The organism is Stenotrophomonas sp. RIT-551, assembly GCF_026241915.1.
In the GTDB taxonomy this organism is placed as follows: domain Bacteria; phylum Pseudomonadota; class Gammaproteobacteria; order Xanthomonadales; family Xanthomonadaceae; genus Stenotrophomonas; species Stenotrophomonas bentonitica_A.
Genome location: NZ_JAPJIU010000005.1, coordinates 1 through 18092 on the forward strand (window position 1 = coordinate 1; position 18092 = coordinate 18092).

The window sequence follows — 18092 nt, forward strand, 5'->3', positions numbered from 1 at the left end:
ACACTATGGTAATGGCAATGATTCGCATCATCAACCGCATCCTGCGAGGCGTCCGGGCCGTACCCCATGCCGCGCAAGGCAACTGCGTATTCAGCTTCAGTACCTGACGGCGCGTGGCCGCACGGCGGCGTGCCGGCCACCCTCGCGATGCCCGCGCGCAGGCTTAACACCTCCGCGCCTACCGTTAGCAGGCGCTATCCATCCCTTGCAGGAGACGCTCATGGCCAGCAAAAACACGGTCTGCCTCTGGTTCAATGGCACCGCACTGGACGCGGCAACCTTCTATGCCGCCACCTTCCCGGACAGTGCGGTACGCGCCGTCCACCATGCCCCGGGTGACTTCCCCTCGGGCAAGCAGGGCGATGTGCTGACGGTGGACTTCACCGTGGCCGGCATTGACTGCATCGGGCTCAATGGCGGCCCCGCGTTCAAGCACAGCGAAGCGTTTTCCTTCCAGATCGCCACCGAAGACCAGGCCGAAACGGACCGGCTGTGGAATGCGATCGTCGGCAATGGGGGCGAGGAAAGCGCCTGCGGCTGGTGTCGCGACAAGTGGGGCCTGTCCTGGCAGATCACCCCCCGGGTGCTGACCGAGGCGGTGACCAGCAAGGACCCCGCCGTGGCCCGGCGCGCGTTCGAGGCGATGATGACCATGCGCAGGATCGACGTGGCCGCGATCGAGGCGGCGGTGAAGGGCTGAGGCGCCGGGCGCGACTGCGGACAGCAAGAACGATCAAATGACGTGCTGCAGGCTGGGTTACGCTGCGCACCCGTTCTTCGGCATGGATCTGGCGGTATGGGTGCGGCACGCAGGGCGCTCTGGTACATCGAAAGCCACTTCGCCGGGAATCCGTCGCTGGCCGATATCGCCGGCGTGGTGGGGCTCTCGCCGTTCCATCTCTCGCGGCTGTTCCAGCTCAGCACCGGTACCTCGGTGGTGCGTTATCTGCGCGGCCGCCGGCTGACCGAGGCCGCGCGCCAACTGGCGGGCGGCGCCGGTGACATTCTCGATGTCGCACTGTCCGCCGGCTACGCATCGCACGCCGCATTCACCCGCGCGTTCACGGAGCAGTTCGGGCGATCGCCCGAGCAGGTGCGCGAGCGGGGGCTGGCGGGGGTGGTGCTGGTCGAGGCGCTGAAACTCATCGACACCTCGACGCCCTGCACGATCCAAACCCGGCGCGAGCACCGCGGCGGCCTGCGCGTGGCCGGGATCGGTGCGCGCCACACGTCTGCAAGCGTCGCCTCGATTCCCTCGCAATGGCAGCGCCTGGAGGAGGCGCATGGCCTCGGCGCGGAGATCGCCTATGGCGTGTGCGGCAACAGTGATGCCGAGGGAGGCTTTGATTACATCGCCGGCGTGGAGATCAGTGCCTCCGCGCCCGTGCCCCCAGGCTGGCAGGCGATCACGATCCCGCCGCGCGAGTACCTGGTGGCGTGGCATGCCGGGCACATCTCGGCGATCCGCTCCACCTGGCTCTGGTTGTTGAACGACTATCTGCCGGCCTCCGGCCTGACCCTGGCCGATGCGCCGGACCTGGAGCGCTACGATGCGCGCTTCGATGACCGCAGCGGCCACGGTGGGGTGGAGATCTGGCTGCCGCTGACCGACATGCTGCACCTCAAGGAGACTGACCCATGCGAATGACCGCCCGTTGTTGTGCTGCGCTGCTCGCGCTGTGCCTGCCGATGTTTGCCATTGGGGCGGTGCCGCCCGTTGGCGAGCGGCACGGCGTTGCGCACACACCCAGTGCCGCCGTTCGCGATGCCGGGCACCGCGACAGCGTGCGGTACACCGTGTGGTATCCGGCCCAGGCCGGCGCACGGGAAGCTGCGCTGACGATCGGGCCACCCGGTGCGCCGCTGTTCGAGGTCGGCACCGCCGCCGCCGATGCGGCCATCGCGGAGGGACACTGGCCGGTGCTGCTGCTCTCACATGGCAATGGCGGCAGTGCGCGGATGATGGGCTGGTTCGGCATCGCCATGGCGCGGGCCGGGTACGTGGTCATCGCGGTGGATCACCCGGGCAACAACGGCGTGGACCCGATGACCGAGGCCGGCAGCATCCTGATGTGGAACCGCGCGGACGATCTGGCGGCGGCGCTGGCCGCGGTGCAGGCCGATCCCGTGCTGGCCAAGGCGATGGATGCCACGCGGCTGGGCGTGGCGGGCTACTCGGCCGGCGGGTTCACCGCCCTGGTCGCGGCCGGGGCCGACCCGCAACTGCAGCGCCTGCTGGCGTTCTGCCGCGCGCATCCCGCGGATGGGGTCTGCGTCCCGCAGGCGGAGAACCCGACACTGGCCCTGGCGCAGCGCATGACCGCCGCGCAGACGCCGGCACTGGCACCGTGGGTCGCACAGGCCGGTGACGACCGCGCCATTGCCGGGGTGCGCGCCGTCTTCCTGATCGCGCCGGCCATGATCCAGGCCTTCGCGCCGGAGGCGCTGGAGAAGGTGGCGCAGCCGGTATCGATCATCGTTGGTGCGGCCGACACGGTGGCCTCGCCGGCCACCAACAGCGACATCGCGGCGGCGGCCCTGCCCAAGGCGACGTTGACCACCCTGCCGGCCGTCGGCCACTACGACTTCCTGTCCAGCTGTACCGCACTGGGCCGCAAGCGCATCGGTGCACTGTGCCAGGTGGCGGCAGACCAGCAGGCCACGCACGGCGCTGCGATCACGGAAGCGAAAGCGCTGTTCGACGCGGCGTTGTCGGCCACGCGCTGACGCGGATCACTCCGCGAGAGGAACGTCCAGGCCGCGCTTGAGCGTGCTCAGCGCCACCGCGGTGCGGAAACGCTCGATGTTGTCGTCGTTGCCGAACAGCCGCTCGCTGATCGTCTCGTATTCCTCCATCGAGGCGGCGGTGAGGATCAACAGGAAATCGGCGTCGCCGGTAATCGCGTAGCACTGCTGCACGGCCGGGTCTTCCTGCACGCGCCGGCGGAACGGCGCGACCCGGTGCGGCTGCTCGCTGGCGACGCGGACCTCGACCATGATCGTCAGTGGCCGTCCCAGCCGTGCCTGGTCCAGCACGGCGACGTTGGCGCGGATCACGCCCGTGTCTTCCAGACGCTTGATCCGCCGTTGCACGGCCGGGGCGGACAGGCTGACCGCCTCGGCAATCTCGCGCTGCGGGGTGGCGTTGTCGCGCTGCAGGATCGCCAGGATCGCGCGGTCGAAGCTGTCGGGGAGGTAAAGCGTGGCGGACATGGCGAGTGAAACATGCAGGAAGGTCCCCGCAATTGAGCATCTCCTTCGGTCGTTGCGCAATATCCTGTGCGGATGTCGACTTCCCGCCTCTCCAGCTTCTTTCCCGCCCTGGCCGTGCTCGGCTCGGTCACCTCGCTGGCCGTGGGCACCTCGTATGCCAAACAGCTGTTTCCGCTGATCGGCGCGCAGGGCACCAGCGCGTTGCGCGTGGGCTTTTCAGCGCTGGTGCTGCTGATGGTGTTCCGGCCGTGGCGCTGGACCACCTCGCGCGCCGATGCGGGGGCGATCTTCCGCTATGGCATCACGCTGGGGGTAATGAACCTGCTGTTCTACATGGCGCTGCGCACGATCCCGTTCGGTATCGCCGTGGCGATCGAATTCTGCGGGCCGCTGGCGGTGGCGATGTGGTCGTCGCGGCGGCCGGTCGATTTTGTGTGGGTCGGCTGCGCGCTGGTCGGTCTGTTGCTGCTGCTGCCGCTGGGCCATGGCGAGCCGCTGGACCCGGTGGGGGTGATGTTCGCGCTGGGCGCGGCGGTGTGCTGGGCGCTGTACATCATCTTCGGCAAGCGCGCCGGGCATCTGCCGGCCGGGCATACGGTCTCGCTGGGGCTGTGCGCGGCCGCGCTGGTGGTGGTGCCGGTCGGCGTGGCGCACGCGGGCATGGCGCTGCTGGAGCCGAGGATCCTGCTGTTCGGCCTGGGGGTGGCGATCGTCTCCAGCGCGATCCCGATGTCGCTGGAGATGATGGCGCTCAAGCGGCTGCCGAAAGAGACCTTCGGCATCCTGATCAGCATGGAACCGGCGGTCGCCGCGCTGCTGGCGATGGGGCTGCTGGCCGAACATCTGACCCCGCTGCAATGGGCGGCGATCGGCTGCACGGTGGTGGCGTCGGTGGGCAGTACGTTGACCGCGAAACGGGTCGTGCCTGTGGTGCCGGGCGCGCCAGCGTAAACATGATGCCGTGACCGGTAGTGCCGGCCGCTGGCCGGCTCCGCGGTTACCGTTGGATCGTGAGGAGCCGGCCAGCGGCCGGCACTACCAGGATGCGAGGAGCCGGCATTGCCGGGAATCGCGCGCCGACCAACGGTCGGCGCTACCCATGGATCGCCGCGCCCTCAGCGCCGTGCCGGTGCATCCCCGGCGACATAATACGCCGCGGTGCTGCGCGGCAGCGGGGCACGCCCGCGGATCCGGTCGGCGATCTTCTCGGCGATCATGATCGTGGTGGCGTTGAGGTTGCCGGTGATGATGCGCGGCATGATCGAAGCATCCACCACGCGCAGGCTTTCCATGCCATGTACGCGGCCCTGGCCATCGACCACGCTCATCGCATCGGTGCCCATCGCGCACGAACAGGAGGGGTGGTAGGCGGTTTCGGCATGCGCGCGCACGAACGCGTCGAGTTCCGCATCGGTCTGGCACGCGGCGCTCGGGCTGATCTCGCGGCCACGGTATTCGTCCAGCGCGGGCTGGGCGATGATCTCGCGGGTGATGCGGATCGCGTCGCGGAACTCCTGCCAGTCCTGGTCGGTGGACTGGTAGTTGAACAGGATGGAAGGGTGCTCGCGCGGGTCCAGCGACTTCGCATGCACGCGGCCGCGGCTGGGCGTGCGCATCGAACCGACGTGCGCCTGGAAGCCGTGCTCCTTGACCGCGTTGGTGCCGTTGTAATTGATCGCCACCGGCAGGAAGTGGTACTGGATGTTCGGCCAGTCGAACTCCTCCCGGGTACGGATGAAGCCGCCGGCTTCGAACTGGTTGCTGGCACCGATCCCGGTGCCGGCGAACAACCACTCCGCACCGATCGCCGGCTGGTTCCACCACTGCAAAGCCGGGTACAGCGAGACCGGCTTCTTGCAGGCGTACTGCATGTACACCTCGAGGTGATCCTGCAGGTTCTCGCCGACGCCGGGCAGGTCGTGCACCAGCGGTACGCCGAGGGCGGCCAGCAACGCCGGCGCGCCCACGCCGGAGCGCTGCAGGATCTGCGGCGAGGCGATCGCACCGGCGCACAGCAGCACCTCGCGGCGGGCGGTGGCGTCGATCGGCTCGGCGCTGTTGCCGGCCAGGTAGCGCACACCGACCGCGCGCTTGCCGGCGAACAGGATGCGGTCGGTGGTGGCATGCACCACGATCTCCAGCCCCTCGCGGTCCTTGGCCATGTCCAGGTAACCGCGTGCGGTACTTGAGCGGCGCCCGCGCGGGGTCACCGTGCGGTCCATCGGGCCGAAGCCTTCCTGCTGGTAGCCGTTGAGGTCGTCGGTGCGCGGGTAGCCCGCCTGCACCGCGGCCTCGACCATCGCGTGGAACAGCACGTTGTTGCCGTTCTTCGGCGTGGCCACGCTGACCGGGCCGTCGCCGCCGTGATAATCGTTGGCGCCGATGTCGCGCGTTTCCGCCTTGCGGAAGTAGGGCAGCACGTCGTGGTAGCTCCAGTCTTCCAGGCCGTCGAAGCTGGCCCACTGGTCGAAGTCCATCGCGTTGCCGCGGATGTAGCACATGCCGTTGATCAGCGAGGAACCGCCCAGGCCCTTGCCGCGGCCGCACTCCATGCGCCGGTTGTCCATGTAGGGTTCCGGCTCGGTTTCATACGCCCAGTTGTAGCGCCGGCCTTGCAGCGGATAAGCCAGTGCGGCCGGCATCTGGGTGCGGAAATCCATCCGGTAATCCGGCCCACCGGCTTCCAGCAGCAGCACGCTGACGCCGGCGTCTTCGGTCAGGCGCGCGGCCAGCGTGTTGCCGGCCGACCCGGCGCCGATGATGATGTAGTCGTACTCGCGCTTCATCGCGGTGTCTCCTGGTAAGGCCGGTTCAGAACACCGACGCGTAGCGGTCCAGTTCGATCTGGATGGATTTGGTGCGGGTGTAGGCACGCAGCGTGGCCAGCCCGTTTTCGCGGCCGACACCGGACTGCTTGTAGCCGCCCACCGGCATCTGTGCAGGCGATTCGCCCCAGCTGTTGACCCAGCAGATGCCGGCCTCGAGCTGATGGATCAGGCGATGCGCGCGCGCCAGATCCGGCGTCACCACACCGGCGGCCAAACCGTAATCGGTGTCGTTGGCGCGGCGCACGGCCTCGTCTTCGTCGTCGTACGCCAACAGGCTCATCACCGGTCCGAAAATCTCTTCGCGCACGATGCGCATGTCATCGCGGCAATCGCTGAAGATGGTCGGTGCCACATAGCAGCCCTTGCCCAGCGCGCCGTCGGTCAGCCGTTCGCCGCCGCAGACCAGCCGTGCACCCTCCGCCTTGCCGCTGGCGATGTGCTCAAGCACGCGCTGCATGTGCGCGGCGCTGACCAGCGGGCCGAAGTTGGTGTCCTTGGCCAGTGGGTCGCCGATGCGGATGCGCTTGACCCGTTCCAACAGCTTGGCTTCGAACGCGGCCAGGGTGCTGCGTGGCACGAACACGCGGGTGCCGTTGGTGCACACCTGGCCGGAGCTGTAGAAGTTGGCCATCATCGCCACGTCGGCGGCCAGGTCCAGATCGGCGTCGGCGCAGATGATCAGCGGCGACTTGCCTCCCAGCTCCATGGTGACGTCCTTGAGCGTGGAGCTGGAGGCACTGGCCATGACCTTGCGGCCGGTGGCGGTGCCGCCGGTGAAGGAGATCTTCTCGATCAGGGGATGCTCGGTCAGCGCCGAGCCGACGCCGGCGCCATCGCCCGGCAACACGTTGAACACGCCGTCGGGCAGGCCTGCTTCGGTGAAGATTTCCGCCAGCTTCAGCGCGGTCAGCGGGGTGACTTCGCTGGGCTTGAAGATCATCGCATTGCCCGCGGCCAACGCGGGGGCGGCCTTCCACAGCGCGATCTGGATCGGATAGTTCCAGGCGCCGATCGCACCGACCACGCCCAGCGGCTCCTGGCGGGTGTAGAAGAAGCTGCTCTCGCGCAGCGGCACCTGGCTGCCTTCCAGCCCGTGCATGACGCCGGCGTAGTACTCCAGCACGTCCGCGCCGGTGACCACGTCCACGCTGAGCGTCTCGCTCAGGGCCTTGCCGGTGTTGCGCGATTCCAGCTCGGCCAGCGCATCGTTGCGCTCGCGCAGCAGCGCCACCGCACGCAGCAGGACGCGTGAGCGCTCCACCGTGGTCAGCGCGGCCCACACTTTCTGGCCGGCCTGGGCGCTCTCCACGGCAGCGTCGAGATCGTCGCTGTTGGCGCTGTGGACGTTGGCGAGCAGCTCGCCATTGGCCGGGTTGATGACCTCGAAGGTCTTTCCGCCCTGGGAGGGAACGTAGCGGCCGCCGATGTACAGCAGCTGGTCGGGGAGGGTAGGCATGTCGATGACTCCTTTGCAGCGGGAGATCAGTGCGTCAACGCGTGAGATGCAGGAACTGCAGGTGACGCTCGTACTGATCGATGATGTCGTTGATGATCTGCTGGCGGCTGTAGCCGAACAGCTCGTAGTCCTGTCCACCTTCATAGAGGTGCACTTCGGCGCGGTAGTAACGCTGGTTGCGGAAGCGCTGCGCGGCGAACGAAGGCGTGAGGTAGCCGCGCATGATCACCTGGTAGGTGAACACCTGCTGTTCGCCATGGTCCACCAGCAGTTCCATGTGGCCCGGCTCGAACTTCGTCTGCACGTCCAGGCCCTGTTCGAGCAGCTGCGCGGCAACCGCTTCGATCGCCGGCTTCACATCGGTATCCATGAACCGGTACACCTCGTCGCGCACCGGGAAATGCACCGCCTGGGTGATGCGCTGGCGCCAGCCGCGCTGATGCCGCGATTGCCCGATCAACGGGATCGGGGAGTACTGCGAGGCCTTCTTGCGCTGCGACTCTTCGCCCAGCGCACGGGTCAGCCCCCACAGCATCAGCAGCAGCACCACCGAGAACGGCAGCGAAGCCAGCACCACGGCGGATTTGAGCGCATCCATGCTGCCGGCCAGCAGCAGCCCGGCGGTGACCAGGCCGGTCATCACGCCCCAGAACACGCGCAGCCAGCGTGGTCCGTCGTCTTCGGGATTGCCGCCCTGCGAGGACAGCGTGGACAGCACGACCGTGCCGGAATCGGCCGAGGTGACGAAGAAGATGAAGCTGACGATCACCGTGACGGCGATGACGGCGCGGCTCCACGGGTAGCTTTCCAGCAGCGCGTACAGCACGGTCGGTGGGTTCTCCACCGCCATCTGCGCCAGGTGCACCTGGTCATGGTGCAGGATCTGGTCCAGCGCGCTGTTGCCGAAGATCGACAGCCAGGCCAGGGTGAACCCCAGCGGGATCAGCAGCACGCCCAGCACGAACTCACGGATGGTGCGCCCGCGCGAGATGCGCGCGATGAACAGGCCCACGAACGGCGCCCAGCCAATCCACCAGGCCCAGTAGAACACCGTCCAGTTGCCCAGCCAGTCCGGGCGCCCGCCGTAGGCGTACACATCGAAACTCTTGCCGACCACGTTGCCCAGGTAGTCGCCCATGTTCTGGATGAAGGCGTTGAGCAGGTACTGGGTGGGTCCGGCGAACAGCATGAACAGCAGCAGCGAGATCGCCAGCAGCATGTTGATGTTGGACATCCAGCGCACGCCTTTCTCCACCCCGGAGACGGCCACCGTGATGGCCGCGCCCATCATCAGCACGATCAGCCCGACCTGCACCCAGGCCGCGTGCGGCACCGGGAACAAGGTGTTCAGGCCGGCGTTGAGGTGCAGCACGCCAAAGCCCATGTCCGCGCCGAGGCCGAACACGGTGGCCACGATCCCCAGGGCATCCACGGTGTAGCCGATCGGCCCGTTGATGCGCTTGCCGATCAGCGGATACAGCGCCGAGCGCAGTGCCAGCGGCAGGTTGTGGCGATACGCGAAGTAGGCCAGCGCCATCGCCGCCAGCGCGAACACGCCCCAGCCATGCAGGCCCCAGTGCAGGAACAGCAGCTGCATCGCCTGGCGCGCGCTGGCCTCGCCACTGCCGGTGCCGCCCTGCGGCGGCAGCAGGTAATGGGTCAGCGGCTCGGAGACGCAGAAGAAGAACAGGGTGATGCTGATGCCGGCGGCGAACAGCATGCCGGCCCAGGACAGATAGCTGAACTCCGGTTCGTCATGGTCCGCGCCCAGCTTGACGCTGCCATAGCCGGACAACGCCACGCCGACCACGAACACCAGGTACACGGTCATCGCCAGCAGGTAATACCAGCCGACATTGCGCGAGGCCCAGGTCTGGGCATCGAGCAGCATCACGCCGGCATCGATGGGAAACACGGTGACCAGAATGGCGAATGCCGCCACGATCGTGGCGGCAAGCAGGAACACGGGTCGAAGCGTGCGCACCTCGGACAGAGGCGGCTCCACGGTACTCATGGGGTGGGGGATACTCCCGGTGCCGGAGCGGCAGACGGCGGGATTTATCGCACAGGCGCTGTGGACAGCCTGTTTACACGCTCACGATGCCCGCCGCGCAAGGGCGGCGGGTGACCAGGGGGTCAGCGCAGCGCGCTGCTCGGTACATCGATCGACATCGCCAGCGCGAGGTGATCGGAGAACGCGGCCGGCACGGCTTCGGCACTGCGTTGCTGCAGGCCGTCGCTGAGCAGGATGTGGTCGATCGCCCGGTCCGGGCGCCAGCTGGGGAAGGTCGGCACCACGCAGCCCGGCGGCTGCAGCGTCGTCTTCTGGTACAGCACCTGCATTTCCGGTCGCTCGGCCAGGCAGTTGAAATCGCCCATCAGCACGGCGTTGGGGTGGTCGGACAGCAAATCGGCAATGAAGGCCAATTGCGACATTCGCGAATTGGTCCCCAGGGATAGATGCGCCACCGCCACCGCCAGGCCCTGGCTGCCTTCGCCGAACTTGGCCAGCAACACGCCGCGCCCACCGATCCGGCCGGGCAGGGCATGGTCCTGGACCTCGACCGGCTCCAGCTTGCTGAGCAGGCCGTTGGCGCTGGAGGCCACCCCGCCCATGCGGCGGTTGGGCTGGTGGCTCCAGTAATTGAAGCCGGCACGCTCGGCCAGATAGTGGGTCTGGTTGGTGAAGCCCGAGCGCAGGCTGCCGGGGTCGGCCTCCTGCAGGCCGACGATGTCGTGTTCGCGGGCCATCTGCGCGATGGCATCCAGGCTGGTTCGCTTGCGCCCGGCCGGCAGTGCGTGCGACCAGCTGCGGGTCACGTAATCACTGTAACGGCGGGTGCTCGAACCGGCCTGGATGTTGGCCGTCAGCAGGCGCAGGGTCCGCGTGTGGGGGGAGGTCACGACGGTTGGCTATCGCAGGATCAGTTGGCCTTGGCCGCGCGTTCGCGCGCGATCAGGTGATCGGCGATGCGCAGCATGTCCGGGAAGCCCTTGCCCTTGACCAGGTACTTGCCATTGACGATCACCGACGGGGTGCCGCTGATCTTGCTGCGCTGGGCGAACTGCTTGGCCGAGTTGGTCTTGGCGTTGATGGCGAAGCTGCCCATCATCGCGGCGAACTGCTTCGGGTCGGCGCCGTGCTTGCCGTAGAAGTTGGCGATGTCTTCGACCGAATCACGGCCGCGCTCGCCCTTCAGGCTCTGCTCGGCGTGGATCGCCGCGTACATGGCTTCGTGGGTCTTTTCCTGCAGGCCCATGGCCTGCGCGGCATAGAACGCACGGCCGTAGTCATCCCAGGTACCGCCGAACATGGCCGGCACGTAGACGAAGCTGACGTCGCTCGGCAGGCCGGCCTTCCACGGTCCGATCAGCGGCTGGAACGCGGCGCAGGCCGGGCACACGTAACCGAAGATCTCGGCGACTTCGATCTTGCCGGTGGCCGGCTGGAACGGCTGGCCGTTTTCGATCACCACGTAGTCGGTGCCGGCGACCGGTTCCGGGCCGGTCGGGCGCGAGGAGGCCGGGGCGGGCGCCGGGGTGGTGGCGTCGGCAGCGGCGGTCTCGGCGGCGGCGGTTTCACCGCTGGCGGCCGGGGCCTGCTCGGTCGGCGCGGCCGTTTCGGTAGCCGGGGTGCTGCTCGGGGCGGCCGGTTCGGCCGGGGCGGTGGTGTTGGCGGTACCGTCCTGGGCCTTGCAGGCGGCCAGGATCGGCAGCAGGGCCATGAGCGTAATGGCGAAACGGGTCTTCATCGAAGCATCTCCAGCGGATGAGCATGTTGGGGCCGACGCTGGGAGCGTCGGCCAGGGAAGCATGATGACACGCGGAAACGAGCGTCCCGCGTGCACGGTGCGTGATGGTTCAGCGAGCGCTGTCAGAGCGCCTTGCCGCTGCGCGCGCGGGCGATCAGGGCATCTGCATTGCGCAGCATGGACTCGAACGAGTCGCCTTTGACCAGGTACACGCCGTTGACGATCAGCGTCGGCGTACCCGGCACCTTGGTGCGCAGGGCGAAGGCGCGGGCGGCCTTGACCTTGGCATCCACCGCATCGCTCCTGAGCGCGGCGATGTACTGCGGCGGTGCCACGCCGAAGCCCTGGTAGAACGCGGCCAGTTCGTCCGGCGAGACGTTCTGCATCGGCAGCGAGCCCTTCTCATGCAGGGCATCGAACATCGCGCGGTGGCTGCGCTTGGCCACGCCCAGCTGATCGGCGGCGTAGTAGGCGCGGGCAAACGAATCCCACACACCGCCGAAGGCGGCCGGCACCGGGGTGAAACGGACGTCCTTGGGCAGCTTGGCGGCCCAGGCTTCCAACTGCGGCTCGAAATGCGCGCAGTGCGGGCAGGTGTAGCCGAACATCTCCACGACTTCGATCTTGCCGGCCAGCGGCGCGAACGGTCCGGCGTCGGCGATGCGGTCGTAATCCTTGCCCTCCACCAGCGGGGCCGGGGCGGCAGCGAGGGTGCTCAACGGGCTCAGGGCCAGCAGCAACAGCATCAGGCGGGGCATCAACGTCATCTACATCCATCTCCATACAGAAAAAACGACGCCGGCCCAGTCGCCGGCGTGGCAGTGAACATACCCCGCCAGCCAAGGCGGCCGCATCTGTCATCCGACCAAGGGGATGCGCTGCGGTGTGGGCGGTGGTCAGGGTGCCTGCGCGCCCCCCGCGACCGGCGTTGCCGCGGCCACGTCATCGGCCCGGTTGTGCAGGCCCTGCAGGTAACTGGCCAAGGCCTGGATTTCCTGCTCGGTCAACGACTTGGCGATCGTGGCCATGATCTGGAAGTGGGCCTTGTCGGTCTCCTGGGTGGTCCCGGCCTGGTACTCCTGCAGGCGACGCGCGACATAGGCCGCGTGCTGGCCGCTGATATGCGGGTAGGCCGGGCCCGGGTTGCCGGCGCCGGTCGGGCCATGGCAGGCCATGCAGGCCGGGATGCCACGCTCGGCATCGCCGCCGCGATACAGCTGCTGGCCGATCTCATAGAACTTCCTGCCGGCATACGGGCCTTCGGTGACCGCGCCATCGTCGGCGATGCCGGCCGTGGCCTTCTGCGTGGCGAAATAGGCGCCGATGTCGCGCATGTCCTGCGGGGTAAGGTCCTGCACGAACGGCACCATGGCCGCCGAGGCGCCGGAGGTGCGCTGGCCATTGGCGATCAGGGCCATCTGCTGGGCGCTGTAGCGCTCGCTCTGGCCGGCGATGCTCGGGTACATCTCCACCGTGGAGTTGCCATCGGCCGAGTGGCAGGCTGCGCAGGCCGCGGCCTTGGTCTGCCCGGCCTTGGGATCGCCCCAGGTGGTTTTGCTGAAATCGACCTCCAGCGAGGCGGTCCTGATCGGCCCGTTGTCCGGCAACGGGGTGATCGAGGTCTGGGCAACGGCAACGGCGGCGAGCAGCGAGACAGCAAGTGCGGAAACGGCAAGAACGCGAGCATGGCGCATGCGGAAGCTCCGTGTGGACCGGCCTGGCGGTTGCGGGACCGCAACCACGGGGATCGCCCGATTATCAACGCCGTTTCACGCCACGGTCAACGCAGGGTGCAGCAAAACCGGGGGCAGACAGCGCGGAGGAGCCCCGGACATGCGATCCTATGCCCATGTCATTGCTCCTCGAACGCGCCCAATACCTGCTTTCGGCCCACAACACTCGGCAATTGCCGGAAGACGTGGGCGCGGAAGTCGCCTTTGCCGGTCGCTCCAACGCCGGCAAATCCAGTGCCCTCAACGCCCTCACCCGCCAGAACAGCCTGGCCCGGGTCTCCAAGACCCCCGGCCGCACCCAGCAGCTGGTGTTCTTCGAGGTCACCCCGGAGGCCAAGCTGGTCGATCTGCCCGGTTACGGCTACGCCAAGGTCCCGCTGGACCTGCAGGCGCACTGGCAGGCCTTCATCGACCAGTACTTCCGTACCCGCGAGGCCCTGCGTGGCCTGGTGGTGGTGATGGACATCCGTCACCCGCTGAAGGACTACGATCGCCAGATGCTGGCGTATGCGGTGCAGCGCGGCCTGCCCGCGCACGCGCTGCTGACCAAGGCCGACAAGCTTGGCCGTGGCCAGCAGGGCATCGCCCTGCAGAAGGTGCGCAAGGAACTGCATTCCTCGTTCGGCGACACCGTCAGCGTGCAGACCTTCTCCGGCCCCGCCCGTCAGGGCGTGGATGAAGCCCGCGGGATCATCGGCGGCTGGCTGGGCCTGAACAAGCCGGCGCCCGAAGCGGCCTGATCCGGGCGTTGCCGCGGTCCAACGGGCCGCGCGGCGCCGGGTAGTGCCGGCCGCTGGCCGGCTGCTCTTTCCATCAGATGTATCGGGAGCCGGCCAGCGGCCGGCACTACCCGAGTGCGCCTGACGCCTCGTGCACGGCGCGGTCGCGTCCCCTCATTTCGCCGGTAACGGCGCGAATTCGCCCGGCACCCAGGCGAACGCCTCTCCTTCACGCCGGACATGGCCCAGCCCTGGGAACGGCAGGTGCGCGCCGGCCACCCACCAGCCCTGATCCGCAGCCTGCGCCATCATCCGGCGCCGACTGGCGATCGCAGCCGTGCGGTCGCTGTCGGCTTCATAGGAGGCCTGCGGCTGGGCGAACTGCACGGCATGGAAATGCACGATGTCGCCCCACACCAGCAGCTGCTGGCCGGCGCCACCATCGATCCGGTAAGACACATGCCCGACCGTGTGGCCGTGGCTGTCCAATGCGGTGATCCCGGTCGGCAACGTGTCGCCAGGGGCAAAGCGCTTCAATTTCCCGCTCGCTTCATACGGTGCCACCGCCTTGCGTGCCAATGCGAAGGCAAACCGGACGCCCTGCGGCGCGGTGGCTTCACTGGCCGGATCCAGCCAGAACGCCGCATCGGCGGCGGACAGCCACACCGTGGCATTCGGGTAGGCCAGCGTGTCCTGCGCATCCAGCAGGCCACACAGGTGGTCGGGGTGGGCGTGGGTCAGCACGACATCATCTACCTCGGCCGGGTCATAGCCGGCCTTGCGCAGGTTGCCCAGCACCTGGCCCAGCCCGGGGCCGAAGCACTGCGCGGTGCCGGTATCGACCAACGTCAGGTGATCGCCCTGCTGCACCAGGTAGGCGTTGACCGCGGTCTGCAGGCCTTTGCCATCCTCGGGCACGTAGCGGTGATCGAGCAGGCGGGTGACCGCGCCGGGAGCGATCCCGACGAGTTCCTGTCGGCCCAGTGCGACCGTGCCGTCGAACAGGGCAGTGACCTGCAACGTGCCGATCTGCTGGTGGTAGACGCCGGGCACCTGCCCGCGCGGGGTGTGTGTGGTGGTGGCCAGTGCCGGGCTGGCGGCAACGGCCAGCAGCAGCGCCGTGGCGAGCGTGCGAATGCGGGGAAACGACATGTCAGGATCCGAACGGAGCGGCAGTACCGCGGTGTCTCCATGCTGCGCGTGCCGCCTGCTGCGTTCCGCTCAGAATGCCGCGCGATCCGCTCGCCTCAGCTGTTGCCGATCGCCGCCGGTTCCAACCCGTAACGTTCGGCGAAGCGCTTGTTGAAGCTGCCCAGCGAGCGGTAGCCCACGCGCGCGGCCACCGTTTTCAGCGGCAACCGGGTGGTGTAGAGCAGGCTCATGGCATGCGCCAGCCGCGCATCGGTGATCAGCTCGCGCACGCTGGACTGCTCGCTGGCCAAGCGCCGCCGCAGGGTCGCACCGCTGAGCCCGAGCTGCGCTTCGAAATCGCGTGACTGCCAGTCGCGCTCGGGCTGGGCCGCGATCAGATCGCGGATGCGATCAGCCACGCTGGGCTCGGGTGGAATCAGCAGGCTGCCATGTCCGCGCCGGCAGAACGCCACGGCCAGCCCGGCCAGCGCCAACCGCGCTTCGGTGTAGTGGCCCTGCTCCAGCGCCTGCCGCCATTGCAGCAGCGTCGCGCCATGCTCGGCCAGCGGCAGCCGTGCCAGCGCGTCGCCGGCGTCGGGCAGGGGCTCGTTCCACAGCGCCCGGGCGGCCGTGAGCGCTTCGGCGCACAGCGGCACGATCGCACTGAGGTACAGGCCGCTGTGCGGATCGGGAATGTTGACCACATCGATGCGGCAGCGACGGGTGATCAGGAACAGATCGCCCGGGGCGAATTCCAGGGATTGCTGCGCGGTGCGTACCTGCTTGCGTCCCTGCAGGAGGATGGCGAACTGTGGCTGCGGGATGTCCACCGAGGAGGCGCCATGCTCGCGGCGTGCGGTGATGCAGGCGTAGCCATCGGCGCGCTGGCAGTCGGCCAGGCTGGCCAGTCTCGCCAGCAGCGAAGCGGTGGTATCGATCGGGATGGACATGGCTCAGCCTGCCACGTTGAACAGGTGTCCGACCAGCGCCGCCGCAGCCATCGCAATGGCACCCCAGAACGTCACGCGCAACGCACCGCGCAGGCGCGGGGCACCGCCGGCGTGCGCGGCCAGGGTGCCGGTCAGGCACAGCCCCAGCAGCGTCACCATGGTGGTTGCCTGGCCGACGTAGGCATGCGGGGCGAGCAGGGCGGTCAGCACCGGCAACGCCGCGCCGCTGACGAAGGCGCCGGCCGAGGCCATCGCCGCCTGCATCGGGCGCGCGCGCAGCTCGTCGGTGATGCCCAGCTCATCGCGGGCGTGGGCGCCCAGCGCGTCGTGCGCCGTCAGCTGGGTGGCTACCTCGTGCGCCAGCGCGGGGCTCAGCCCACGCTGCCGGTAGATGGCCGCCAGCTCTTCCAGCTCGCTGTGCGGGTCTTCGTGCAGCTCGCGCTTTTCCACCGCCAGGTCGGCCAGCTCGGTATCGGCCTGCGACTGCACCGAAACATACTCGCCAGCCGCCATCGACATCGCACCGGCCACGGTCCCGGCGATGCCGGTGGCCAGGATGGTCGACGCCGTGGCACCACTGGCCGCGATGCCGACCACCAGCCCGGCCACCGAGACGATGCCGTCATTGGCGCCAAGCACGGCGGCACGCAGCCAGCCGACGCGGTCGGAGCGATGGACTTCCGGATGTCGGGATCGACTCATTGGATCAGTTTAGAGGGTCGCGACGGCCCGCGGCGGAATGACTCGCAGCCGCGGCGGGGGCGACGCAGCGTCAAGCCCATGCCAATAGGATGCTGAAAACCGTCACGGTGACACGACGGCAGGGGACGCCACGATATAGTGCGCCCTTGCGATGCGGGGGCGCGAACCCCACATCCCCGCCCTGACCAGAATTCTGCGAGCCTCCCCTTGTCGAGCCCCAGCCACGTCGCCGAGACGCCGATCACCGACCGTAATGAACTGGTCGCCACGTTGGCCTCCGGCGAAAAGCCCCAGGCGCAGTGGCGCATCGGCACCGAGCACGAGAAGTTCGGCTTCCGCCTGGACGATCTGCGCCCGCCCACCTTCGATGGCGACCGCGGCATCGAAGCGCTGCTCAACGGCCTGACCCGCTTCGGCTGGGACCCGGTGCAGGAAGACGGACGCACCATCGCACTGCTGCGCGACAACGCCTCGGTGACGCTGGAGCCGGCGGGCCAGCTGGAGCTCTCCGGCGCGGCGCTGGAAACCATCCACCAGACCTGCGTGGAAACCGGCACCCACCTCAACGAGGTGGCGCAGGTCGCCGGCGAACTGCAGCTGGGCTTCCTCGGCATGGGCTTCCAGCCGAAGTGGACCCGCGATGAAATGCCGTGGATGCCCAAGGGCCGCTACAAGATCATGCGCGAGTACATGCCCAAGGTCGGCACGCTCGGCCTGGACATGATGACCCGCACCTGCACGGTGCAGGTCAACCTGGACTACGCCACCGAAGCGGACATGGTGAAGAAGTTCCGGGTGTCGCTGGCGCTGCAGCCGATCGCCACCGCGCTGTTCGCCGATTCGCCGTTCACCGAAGGCGCGCCGAACGGCTACCAGAGCTACCGCTCGCACATCTGGACCGACACCGACAACGATCGCACCGGCATGCTCGACTTCGTCTTCGAAGACGGCTTCGGTTACGAGCGTTACGTGGATTATCTGCTTGATGTGCCGATGTACTTCTCCTACCGCGATGGCAGGTACCACGATGCCAGCGGCCAGAGCTTCCGCGATTTCATGGTCGGCAAGCTGCCGGTGCTGCCGGGCCAGCTGCCCACGCTGCGCGACTGGTCCGACCACATGACCACCGCCTTCCCCGAGGTGCGGTTGAAGAAGTACCTGGAAATGCGCGGCGCCGATGCCGGCCCGTGGAGCCGTCTGTGCGCGCTGCCCGCGTTCTGGGTGGGCCTGCTGTACGACGACGCCGCGTTGGATGCCGCCTGGGACCTGGTGCGTGATTTCAGCCTGGTCGAACGCAACGTCCTGCGTGATGGCGTGCCGCGCCATGGGCTGAAGCTGCCGTTCCGCAACGGCACCGTGCTGGACCTGTCGCGCGAGGCCCTGAAGATCGCCGTGGCCGGCCTCAAGCGCCGCGCCGCGCGCAATGCCGATGGCCAGGACGAAAGCAAGTTCCTGGAGGTGCTGCAGGAGATCGTCGACTCCGGGTTGACTCCGGCCGACCGCAAGCTGGCGCTGTTCCACGGCGAGTGGGGCGGCAACATCGATCCGGTGTTCAAGGAATTTGCGTACTGAGTTCGCATTGATCAACAAAAAACCCCGGCATTGCCG

General features: G+C 68.0%; 17 protein-coding genes. 6 read left to right on the top strand and 11 right to left on the bottom strand.

The features are described from left to right. Positions 1–220 precede the first annotated feature (220 nt). The 3 genes from ORK51_RS07875 to ORK51_RS07885 all read left to right on the top strand — a co-directional run bounded on the left by ORK51_RS07875 (position 221) and on the right by ORK51_RS07885 (position 2727). A complete protein-coding gene (locus ORK51_RS07875) occupies positions 221–700 on the top strand; it encodes a VOC family protein (RefSeq protein WP_266084680.1) in 480 nt (159 codons plus the stop codon). 96 nt (positions 701–796) lie between these two features. After that, entirely contained in the window at positions 797–1648 is an 852-nt protein-coding gene (locus ORK51_RS07880) for an AraC family transcriptional regulator (protein WP_266084681.1), read from the top strand. Further along, positions 1639–2727: an alpha/beta hydrolase family protein gene (locus tag ORK51_RS07885; RefSeq protein ID WP_429000635.1), complete on the top strand. Its 1089-nt coding sequence runs from the start codon at positions 1639–1641 to the stop codon at positions 2725–2727. The genes ORK51_RS07880 and ORK51_RS07885 overlap by 10 nt, the downstream gene beginning before the upstream one ends. Positions 2728–2733: 6 nt before the next feature. On the opposite strand, the gene ORK51_RS07890 is transcribed toward ORK51_RS07885, so the two are convergent. Continuing rightward, on the bottom strand, positions 2734–3213 hold the full coding sequence (locus ORK51_RS07890) for an Lrp/AsnC family transcriptional regulator (RefSeq protein ID WP_266084682.1): 480 nt from the start codon (positions 3211–3213) through the stop codon (positions 2734–2736). Between the two features lie 72 nt (positions 3214–3285). On the opposite strand from ORK51_RS07890, the gene ORK51_RS07895 reads away from it, so the two are divergent. Continuing rightward, positions 3286–4164, top strand: a complete 879-nt coding sequence (locus ORK51_RS07895; protein WP_261997290.1) for an EamA family transporter — start codon at positions 3286–3288, stop codon at positions 4162–4164. 164 nt (positions 4165–4328) lie between these two features. Here ORK51_RS07895 and betA read toward each other — a convergent pair whose 3' ends face one another. The 7 genes from betA to ORK51_RS07930 form a co-directional block, all read right to left on the bottom strand. Beyond that, complete coding sequence (gene betA / locus ORK51_RS07900; protein ID WP_266084683.1) at positions 4329–5999, bottom strand: choline dehydrogenase; 1671 nt, start codon at positions 5997–5999, stop codon at positions 4329–4331. A 25-nt stretch (positions 6000–6024) separates the two neighbouring features. After that, positions 6025–7497, bottom strand: coding sequence for a betaine-aldehyde dehydrogenase (gene betB, locus ORK51_RS07905; RefSeq protein WP_266084684.1), 1473 nt, complete (start codon positions 7495–7497; stop codon positions 6025–6027). A 34-nt stretch (positions 7498–7531) separates the two neighbouring features. Further along, positions 7532–9511 (bottom strand): choline BCCT transporter BetT, encoded by a 1980-nt coding sequence (betT, locus tag ORK51_RS07910; protein ID WP_019183734.1) that lies wholly within the window; start codon positions 9509–9511, stop codon positions 7532–7534. Between the two features lie 122 nt (positions 9512–9633). Next, positions 9634–10371, bottom strand: a complete 738-nt coding sequence (locus ORK51_RS07915; RefSeq protein WP_172838073.1) for an endonuclease/exonuclease/phosphatase family protein — start codon at positions 10369–10371, stop codon at positions 9634–9636. A gap of 50 nt (positions 10372–10421) precedes the next feature. Beyond that, positions 10422–11249 (bottom strand): thiol:disulfide interchange protein DsbA/DsbL, encoded by an 828-nt coding sequence (locus ORK51_RS07920; RefSeq protein ID WP_019183736.1) that lies wholly within the window; start codon positions 11247–11249, stop codon positions 10422–10424. 122 nt (positions 11250–11371) lie between these two features. Beyond that, positions 11372–12016, bottom strand: a complete 645-nt coding sequence (locus ORK51_RS07925; RefSeq protein WP_266084685.1) for a thiol:disulfide interchange protein DsbA/DsbL — start codon at positions 12014–12016, stop codon at positions 11372–11374. Between the two features lie 129 nt (positions 12017–12145). Next, complete coding sequence (locus ORK51_RS07930; protein ID WP_070473673.1) at positions 12146–12943, bottom strand: c-type cytochrome; 798 nt, start codon at positions 12941–12943, stop codon at positions 12146–12148. Positions 12944–13098: 155 nt separating this feature from the next. Here ORK51_RS07930 and yihA point away from each other — a divergent pair, with 155 nt between their 5' ends. Continuing rightward, positions 13099–13722 carry a ribosome biogenesis GTP-binding protein YihA/YsxC gene (gene yihA / locus ORK51_RS07935; RefSeq protein ID WP_019183739.1) on the top strand — a complete coding sequence of 208 codons (624 nt, stop codon included), beginning with the start codon at positions 13099–13101 and terminating at the stop codon, positions 13720–13722. A gap of 153 nt (positions 13723–13875) precedes the next feature. Here yihA and ORK51_RS07940 read toward each other — a convergent pair whose 3' ends face one another. The 3 genes from ORK51_RS07940 to ORK51_RS07950 all read right to left on the bottom strand — a co-directional run bounded on the left by ORK51_RS07940 (position 13876) and on the right by ORK51_RS07950 (position 16484). Then, the gene (locus ORK51_RS07940; RefSeq protein WP_102789419.1) at positions 13876–14853 is read right to left on the bottom strand and encodes an MBL fold metallo-hydrolase; all 978 of its coding nucleotides are present in this window, start codon (positions 14851–14853) and stop codon (positions 13876–13878) included. Between the two features lie 95 nt (positions 14854–14948). After that, positions 14949–15782 (bottom strand): helix-turn-helix transcriptional regulator, encoded by an 834-nt coding sequence (locus tag ORK51_RS07945; RefSeq protein ID WP_019183741.1) that lies wholly within the window; start codon positions 15780–15782, stop codon positions 14949–14951. A 3-nt stretch (positions 15783–15785) separates the two neighbouring features. After that, entirely contained in the window at positions 15786–16484 is a 699-nt protein-coding gene (locus tag ORK51_RS07950; protein WP_266084686.1) for a VIT1/CCC1 transporter family protein, read from the bottom strand. Positions 16485–16691: 207 nt separating this feature from the next. Between ORK51_RS07950 and ORK51_RS07955 the strand changes: the two genes are divergently transcribed. Continuing rightward, on the top strand, positions 16692–18056 hold the full coding sequence (locus ORK51_RS07955; RefSeq protein WP_046273486.1) for a glutamate--cysteine ligase: 1365 nt from the start codon (positions 16692–16694) through the stop codon (positions 18054–18056). Positions 18057–18092: the final 36 nt, after the last annotated feature.

Bases quoted from the DNA above. Each gene is read 5' to 3' on its own strand.
- ORK51_RS07875 (WP_266084680.1), top strand. From the start codon at position 221: ATGGCCAGCAAAAACACGGTCTGCCTCTGGTTCAATGGCACCGCACTG.
- ORK51_RS07880 (WP_266084681.1), top strand. From the start codon at position 797: ATGGGTGCGGCACGCAGGGCGCTCTGGTACATCGAAAGCCACTTCGCC.
- ORK51_RS07885 (WP_429000635.1), top strand. From the start codon at position 1,639: ATGCGAATGACCGCCCGTTGTTGTGCTGCGCTGCTCGCGCTGTGCCTG.
- ORK51_RS07890 (WP_266084682.1), bottom strand. From the start codon at position 3,213: ATGTCCGCCACGCTTTACCTCCCCGACAGCTTCGACCGCGCGATCCTG.
- ORK51_RS07895 (WP_261997290.1), top strand. From the start codon at position 3,286: ATGTCGACTTCCCGCCTCTCCAGCTTCTTTCCCGCCCTGGCCGTGCTC.
- betA (WP_266084683.1), bottom strand. From the start codon at position 5,999: ATGAAGCGCGAGTACGACTACATCATCATCGGCGCCGGGTCGGCCGGC.
- betB (WP_266084684.1), bottom strand. From the start codon at position 7,497: ATGCCTACCCTCCCCGACCAGCTGCTGTACATCGGCGGCCGCTACGTT.
- betT (WP_019183734.1), bottom strand. From the start codon at position 9,511: ATGAGTACCGTGGAGCCGCCTCTGTCCGAGGTGCGCACGCTTCGACCC.
- ORK51_RS07920 (WP_019183736.1), bottom strand. From the start codon at position 11,249: ATGAAGACCCGTTTCGCCATTACGCTCATGGCCCTGCTGCCGATCCTG.
- ORK51_RS07925 (WP_266084685.1), bottom strand. From the start codon at position 12,016: ATGACGTTGATGCCCCGCCTGATGCTGTTGCTGCTGGCCCTGAGCCCG.
- ORK51_RS07930 (WP_070473673.1), bottom strand. From the start codon at position 12,943: ATGCGCCATGCTCGCGTTCTTGCCGTTTCCGCACTTGCTGTCTCGCTG.
- yihA (WP_019183739.1), top strand. From the start codon at position 13,099: ATGTCATTGCTCCTCGAACGCGCCCAATACCTGCTTTCGGCCCACAAC.
- ORK51_RS07940 (WP_102789419.1), bottom strand. From the start codon at position 14,853: ATGTCGTTTCCCCGCATTCGCACGCTCGCCACGGCGCTGCTGCTGGCC.
- ORK51_RS07945 (WP_019183741.1), bottom strand. From the start codon at position 15,782: ATGTCCATCCCGATCGATACCACCGCTTCGCTGCTGGCGAGACTGGCC.
- ORK51_RS07950 (WP_266084686.1), bottom strand. From the start codon at position 16,484: ATGAGTCGATCCCGACATCCGGAAGTCCATCGCTCCGACCGCGTCGGC.